Genomic DNA, 5422 nt, shown 5'->3' with positions numbered 1-5422 from the left:
AGCATCTAAGCGTGAAACCCGCCTTGAGATGAGATCTCTCACAGAGTAATCTGGTAAGACTCCTTATAGACGATAAGGTTGATAGGCTGGAAGTGGAAGCGTGGTGACATGTGAAGCTGACCAGTACTAATAAGTCGAGGGCTTAACTTAAAGCGCTTTCTAAGATGATTCTTGTTTCTGTTTAGTTTTGAGAGTACATGCAAATGTATTTTCAAATTGTATATCCGGTGATGATGGCTATGTGGTCCCACCTGTTCCCATTCCGAACACAGTAGTTAAGCACATAAACGCCGAAAGTACTTGGCTGGAGACGGCCTGGGAGGATAGGAAATTGCCGGTTACATTCCTCGATAGTTCAGCCGGTAGAACGACGGACTGTTAATCCGTATGTCGCAGGTTCGAGTCCTGCTCGAGGAGCCATTTTACCCCTGGGGTGATTGGGGTATAGCCAAGTTGGTTAAGGCACGGGACTTTGACTCCCGCACTCGTTGGTTCGAGTCCAACTACCCCAGCCAAAACGGTTCACTAGCTCAGTTGGCAGAGCACCTGACTTTTAATCAGGGTGTCCCGGGTTCAAATCCCGGGTGAGCCACCATGAGTTCGTTTTGGAATTTTATATCATGACTCACTAGCTCAACTGGTAGAGCATCTGACTCTTAATCAGCAGGTTCGGGGTTCGAGTCCCCGGTGGGTCACCATTGATAGTATTACAGGTTGTTTTACAGCCTGTTTTTTATGACTCACTAGCTCAACTGGTAGAGCATCTGACTCTTAATCAGCAGGTTCGGGGTTCGAGTCCCCGGTGGGTCACCATTTATATGGGCGCTTAGCTCAGCTGGGAGAGCGTCTGCCTTACAAGCAGAATGTCAGCGGTTCGATCCCGTTAGCGCCCACCATTATTATGGCCCGGTAGTTTAGTTGGTTAGAATGCCGCCCTGTCACGGCGGAGGTCAGGGGTTCAAGTCCCCTTCGGGTCGCCATTATGCCTCGGTAGCTCAGTTGGTAGAGCAGGGGACTGAAAATCCCCGTGTCAGTGGTTCGATTCCGCTCTGAGGCACCATTTTTATGCTGGTGTAGCTCAATAGGTAGAGCAGCTGACTTGTAATCAGCAGGTTGGGGGTTCAATTCCTCTCGCCAGCTCCATTGATCCTTACGCGGGTGTAGCTCAATGGTAGAGCCCCAGCCTTCCAAGCTGGTCACGTGGGTTCGATTCCCATCACCCGCTCCATATTAAGTATTTTTGCCGGGGTGGCGGAACTGGCAGACGCACGGGACTTAAAATCCCGCGGTAGGAGACTACCGTACCGGTTCGATTCCGGTCCTCGGCACCACTAATAAAATGCTTGATATAAGTAATTTCATATGCTATAATATTTGATGTTATGCGGCCGTGGCGAAACGGCAGACGCGCTAGCTTCAGGCGCTAGTGGGGGTTGACCCCGTGGTGGTTCAAATCCACTCGGCCGCACCATATATATTTTTTAGCCAATAACATGCGGTTGTGGCGGAATAGGCAGACGCGCTACTTTGAGGGGGTAGTGATCACAGGTCGTGTGGGTTCAAGTCCCACCAACCGCACCATTTTTAAAAAATTACCGAGTTTTTGCTCGGTTTTTTTTGTGGATTTAAAAGGAAATTGGAGGCTTTTGACGAATTATAATCGTACCAAGAGAGATTATGTTTGTTAATTGTTTTTAATATTCTTGGAGGGATTTTATGACGCATTTTAAACAAGATTCCAGCGTTAAGACAAAATTAATGCTGGTAAGTGGTGTGACAATCTTTGTGGCTATGTTGGCCATGGGTATTATTCTTAATGGAATAATTACCAATAATCAGAGAGAATCATTCCACGAAGAGACAAATCTTCAGGCTATTCAGGTAGATAATACCATGAATATTTTCCTGGAGGAGCTTCGTGCCGGTTTGGTTAATATGTCCAATGATCCGATTTTGCGTCAGGGTGGTAACATTACCGTTTATAGTGACGGCGAAGTGGATGCCAAGGGCATGATTGCCATGGACCCTGCAGCCAAGGGCGGTTATGAGTTGGCTGCTTACGACATTTTTAAGCGTTTTGCCGAGGCAAACAAAGGTTCTGTTTCCGTTGTAAGTCTTGGTACTACTGATGGTGGTTTTCTTCAGTACCCTGTTGTAAAGCGTAAGAAGGGTTATGATTCCCGTACCCGCGATTGGTACAAAAATAGTATGGCAGCACAGGATAAGGTTCTTATCACTGCACCATTTATGACTTCAAAGGGTACTCCTACCATAGGTATTTTTATGGTATTGAAGGATACCACCAATAATCCGCTTGGTGTTCTTGGTATTAACATTGATTTGCCGGTTATTACTGATATGATCAGTGAGATTAAGATTGGTGAAACCGGATACATGGTAGTAGTTGATGCTGATGGCGTAATTTTTGCAGACCCTGTAAATCCTGACCTGAACTTTAAGAAGTTGGCTGAGGTTGAAGGGGATATGAGCAAGCTGGCTAACGAAAAGGCTGGCATGTTTGATCTTGAAATTGACGGTGTAAGTAAGGTTGTTTCTGTTTACTCTTCTGAGCAGACAGGTTACAAGTATTTGACTATTGTTGATGAAGCACAGCTTATGGTGCCGGTTAGCCACATGCGCATCACTTTGGCCATCGTGCTCATAGTAGCCCTGGTTATCGTACTTGGCCTGATTTATATGGTATGTACCAAGCTCTTCAAGCCACTCAGCATTCTTGCCAATGCGTCCGAAGAGATTGCTGATGGTAATATTCGTCAGTTCAACCTTGATTATGAGGCCAATGATGAAATTGGCCGTCTCTGTAATGCATTTATGCAGATGACTGAGCATCTTAAGAGTCTGCTTGAACAGATTCAGTCCAGCTCCCAGCAGGTATCCGCTGCGTCTAATGACTTGTCTGATGGTTCTGATCAGTGTGCAGAGACCATTACCCATGTAGCTGGTAAGGTTTCCGATATTGCCGGTGCCGCTCAGCAGCAGAATGATACCATGATTACTGTTGTTGAACAGATTCGCAACATGACTGACAATGTTACTTCCATTGCTTCCAGTGCTGAACGTATGAGCAGTGCTTCTGCAAATGCAGGTGAGGCTGCCAATAAGGGTGAGGCTTCCATTAAGCGTGCGGTTAGCCAGATGAATCAGATTTCTACTACTGTAGAGCAGTCTGCTGGTGCAGTTGCCAACCTTGGAGTTCGTTCTCAGGAAATTGGCGAAATCATCAATACAATTTCTGGTATTGCTGATCAGACTAATCTGTTGGCTCTTAACGCCGCCATTGAGGCTGCAAGAGCCGGCGAGCATGGTCGTGGCTTCGCCGTTGTAGCTGATGAAGTTCGCAAGCTGGCAGAGCAGTCCTCTGAAGCAGCTGCTGAGGTTGCTTCCATCATTCAGGCTATCCAGAATGAGACTCAGAAGGCCGTTAACAGCATGAAGGAAGGTACTGCAGCAGTTAGAACAGGTAGCGAAGTTGTGGCTGAGGCCGGTACTCAGTTCCAGCAGATTGTAGATAATGTAAACGAGGTAGATGCTCTTATTAAGGAGGCTGCCCAGGCTGCAAATGCTACTGCTGATTCCAGTATGGCTGTACTGGATTCTGCTGAGAATGTTGAGAAGGTTACCAAGACTGTAACTGCCAGCATTGATGCTATTTCTTCAGCAACTGAGGAACAGTCTGCAACCATGGAAGAGATTGCCGCTTCCACCCGCAATCTGTCCGATTTGGCTGACGAGCTTCAGCGTGAGCTTAAGAAGTTCAGATTCTAATTTATTCATAAAAAACCAGTGTCTTTCGGGGCACTGGTTTTATTTTGCCATTAAAAGGATGATGTATAGAATTTTTCCATAAAGGTGTGGTACAATACCATTACTTTTCCGTTTTCTTTATTAATTTTGAGGTTAGTTTATGTTATTCTTTTTTTCAATTCTCTTTGTTCTGCTTACATCAATTATAATGATTACCCAGAAGGCTCTTGAGGTTGTTTTATCTTCTGAAAAGCTGAAGAAGGCCCAAAGAAGACTTCTCTATGCGGACCTTATCCTAATAGCTGGCATGATTCTGGGATTTACCAAGCTCCATGGAACAGCAGCGGGTGGTATTATTCTGCAGGTAGCTACCATGGCTTTTATGGCCCAGATTGTATATGATTGGCTGGCTCTTGCCTATGTAATAATAGGATTTTTTAGGAAAAAGCTGTTGGAGGTGCCGGAGAATCCACAGCGCCGCAAATTATTGAAGGGGGCTGCGGCATTGCCAGCTGCGGCAGTGGCCGTTTCCGCCTATGGTGGCCTCATTGAAAGACATCAGACGGTAGTAAGACATTTTGAGGTTCCGGTTGATAACATACCTGATGATATAAAGGGCTTGTCTGTTGTTCAGCTTAGCGATATTCATCTGGGACCATTTATGGGGCTGGAGGAGCTGGAAAAGCTCTTAAGGGATGCCAGTGCCCTTGGCGGTGATATACTTGCCATTACCGGTGATCTGTTTGATGATAACAGGATTAATTTTAAGGCTGCAAAGCTGGTGGACAGCTATGTGGACAATTTTAAATACGGCATTTATTATTGCTGGGGCAATCACGAGCACATGCGTGGTATACCCGCAATTGATATTGCAATAGAAGGTACGCGTATAAAGAAACTGGAAAATTCCTTTGAAAAGGTGGCAGGCAGTACGTTACCGCTTTATGTGGCAGGAGTGGACTATCCCATTAAGCGGGATCAGTTTGAGTTCTTGCAGGAAAAATATACGGAGCTGGCCCTAAAGGCAATTCCAGAGAATTCAGTAAAGATACTGCTGGCTCACCACCCGGATTTTATAGATTCAGCGGCGAGATTTAATACCAATCTGGTGCTTACAGGCCATACCCATGGAGGGCAGATTGGTTTCTTGGGCATACCATTGGTGCCGCCGATATTTAAATACTTTCGTGGATTATACCATGTGGGAAATACCATGGGGTATGTTCATTCCGGCAATGGCAGCTGGTTCCCCTTCCGTTTCGGCTGTCCTCCTGAAATCGCAGTGTTTACCCTTACAGAAAAATGAACAACAAAAAAGCCGCCATAAAGGCGGCTTATTGTTTTAAATGGCGGAGTGGGAGGGATTCGAACCCTCGCAGCCTTGCGACTCTAACGATTTAGCAAACCGTCCTCTTCAGCCTCTTGAGTACCACTCCATATATGGCGGAGAGGGTGGGATTCGAACCCACGGTGCCTTGCGACATCACTGGTTTTCAAGACCAGCTCCTTAAACCACTCGGAGCACCTCTCTTACACTGTTATTATTGTACAAAATCAATCAATATATGTCAATAATGGCATATATTTTTAAGTCAAATAGACTTTTTAATTAAATGTTTATTCAGAATTTCTGTGTAAAACCTGTGGACAACCTGTG

The 5422-nt window shown here is 45.6% G+C and carries 2 protein-coding genes, 14 tRNA genes and 2 rRNA genes; 17 read left to right on the top strand and 1 reads right to left on the bottom strand.

The annotated features are described in order from the left end of the window. The 17 genes from T525_RS0111065 to T525_RS0110985 form a co-directional block, all read left to right on the top strand. Positions 1-150 (top strand): 23S ribosomal RNA (locus T525_RS0111065); the annotation flags it as partial. A gap of 73 nt (positions 151-223) precedes the next feature. Next, positions 224-340 (top strand): 5S ribosomal RNA (rrf, locus tag T525_RS0111060). Between the two features lie 4 nt (positions 341-344). Next, positions 345-420, top strand: a tRNA-Asn gene (locus T525_RS0111055). An 18-nt stretch (positions 421-438) separates the two neighbouring features. Beyond that, positions 439-515: transfer RNA gene (locus tag T525_RS0111050), tRNA-Gln, on the top strand. Between the two features lie 4 nt (positions 516-519). Then, a tRNA-Lys gene (locus T525_RS0111045) sits at positions 520-595 on the top strand. Between the two features lie 27 nt (positions 596-622). Next, positions 623-698 (top strand) — tRNA-Lys (locus T525_RS0111040). Positions 699-737: 39 nt separating this feature from the next. Then, positions 738-813: transfer RNA gene (locus T525_RS0111035), tRNA-Lys, on the top strand. A 7-nt stretch (positions 814-820) separates the two neighbouring features. Beyond that, a tRNA-Val gene (locus T525_RS0111030) sits at positions 821-896 on the top strand. 7 nt (positions 897-903) lie between these two features. Continuing rightward, a tRNA-Asp gene (locus T525_RS0111025) sits at positions 904-980 on the top strand. A gap of 4 nt (positions 981-984) precedes the next feature. After that, positions 985-1060, top strand: a tRNA-Phe gene (locus T525_RS0111020). Between the two features lie 7 nt (positions 1061-1067). Then, positions 1068-1143, top strand: a tRNA-Thr gene (locus tag T525_RS0111015). An 11-nt stretch (positions 1144-1154) separates the two neighbouring features. Next, positions 1155-1228, top strand: a tRNA-Gly gene (locus tag T525_RS0111010). Positions 1229-1242: 14 nt separating this feature from the next. Beyond that, a tRNA-Leu gene (locus T525_RS0111005) sits at positions 1243-1331 on the top strand. A gap of 53 nt (positions 1332-1384) precedes the next feature. After that, positions 1385-1471: transfer RNA gene (locus tag T525_RS0111000), tRNA-Leu, on the top strand. A 24-nt stretch (positions 1472-1495) separates the two neighbouring features. Continuing rightward, a tRNA-Leu gene (locus T525_RS0110995) sits at positions 1496-1581 on the top strand. A gap of 135 nt (positions 1582-1716) precedes the next feature. Continuing rightward, positions 1717-3786 carry a methyl-accepting chemotaxis protein gene (locus T525_RS0110990; protein WP_027407237.1) on the top strand — a complete coding sequence of 690 codons (2070 nt, stop codon included), beginning with the start codon at positions 1717-1719 and terminating at the stop codon, positions 3784-3786. Between the two features lie 139 nt (positions 3787-3925). After that, the gene (locus T525_RS0110985) at positions 3926-5071 is read left to right on the top strand and encodes a metallophosphoesterase (RefSeq protein WP_027407236.1); all 1146 of its coding nucleotides are present in this window, start codon (positions 3926-3928) and stop codon (positions 5069-5071) included. Between the two features lie 41 nt (positions 5072-5112). Here T525_RS0110985 and T525_RS0110980 read toward each other — a convergent pair. Then, positions 5113-5201 (bottom strand) — tRNA-Ser (locus T525_RS0110980). Between the last annotated feature and the right edge of the window lie 221 nt (positions 5202-5422).

The sequence above is a fragment of the Anaerovibrio sp. RM50 genome (assembly GCF_000622005.1).
In the GTDB taxonomy this organism is placed as follows: Bacteria; Bacillota; Negativicutes; order Selenomonadales; family Selenomonadaceae; genus Anaerovibrio.
The sequence above is the reverse complement of the archived record's forward strand: the minus strand, read 5'-3'. Positions and strand labels throughout refer to the sequence as shown.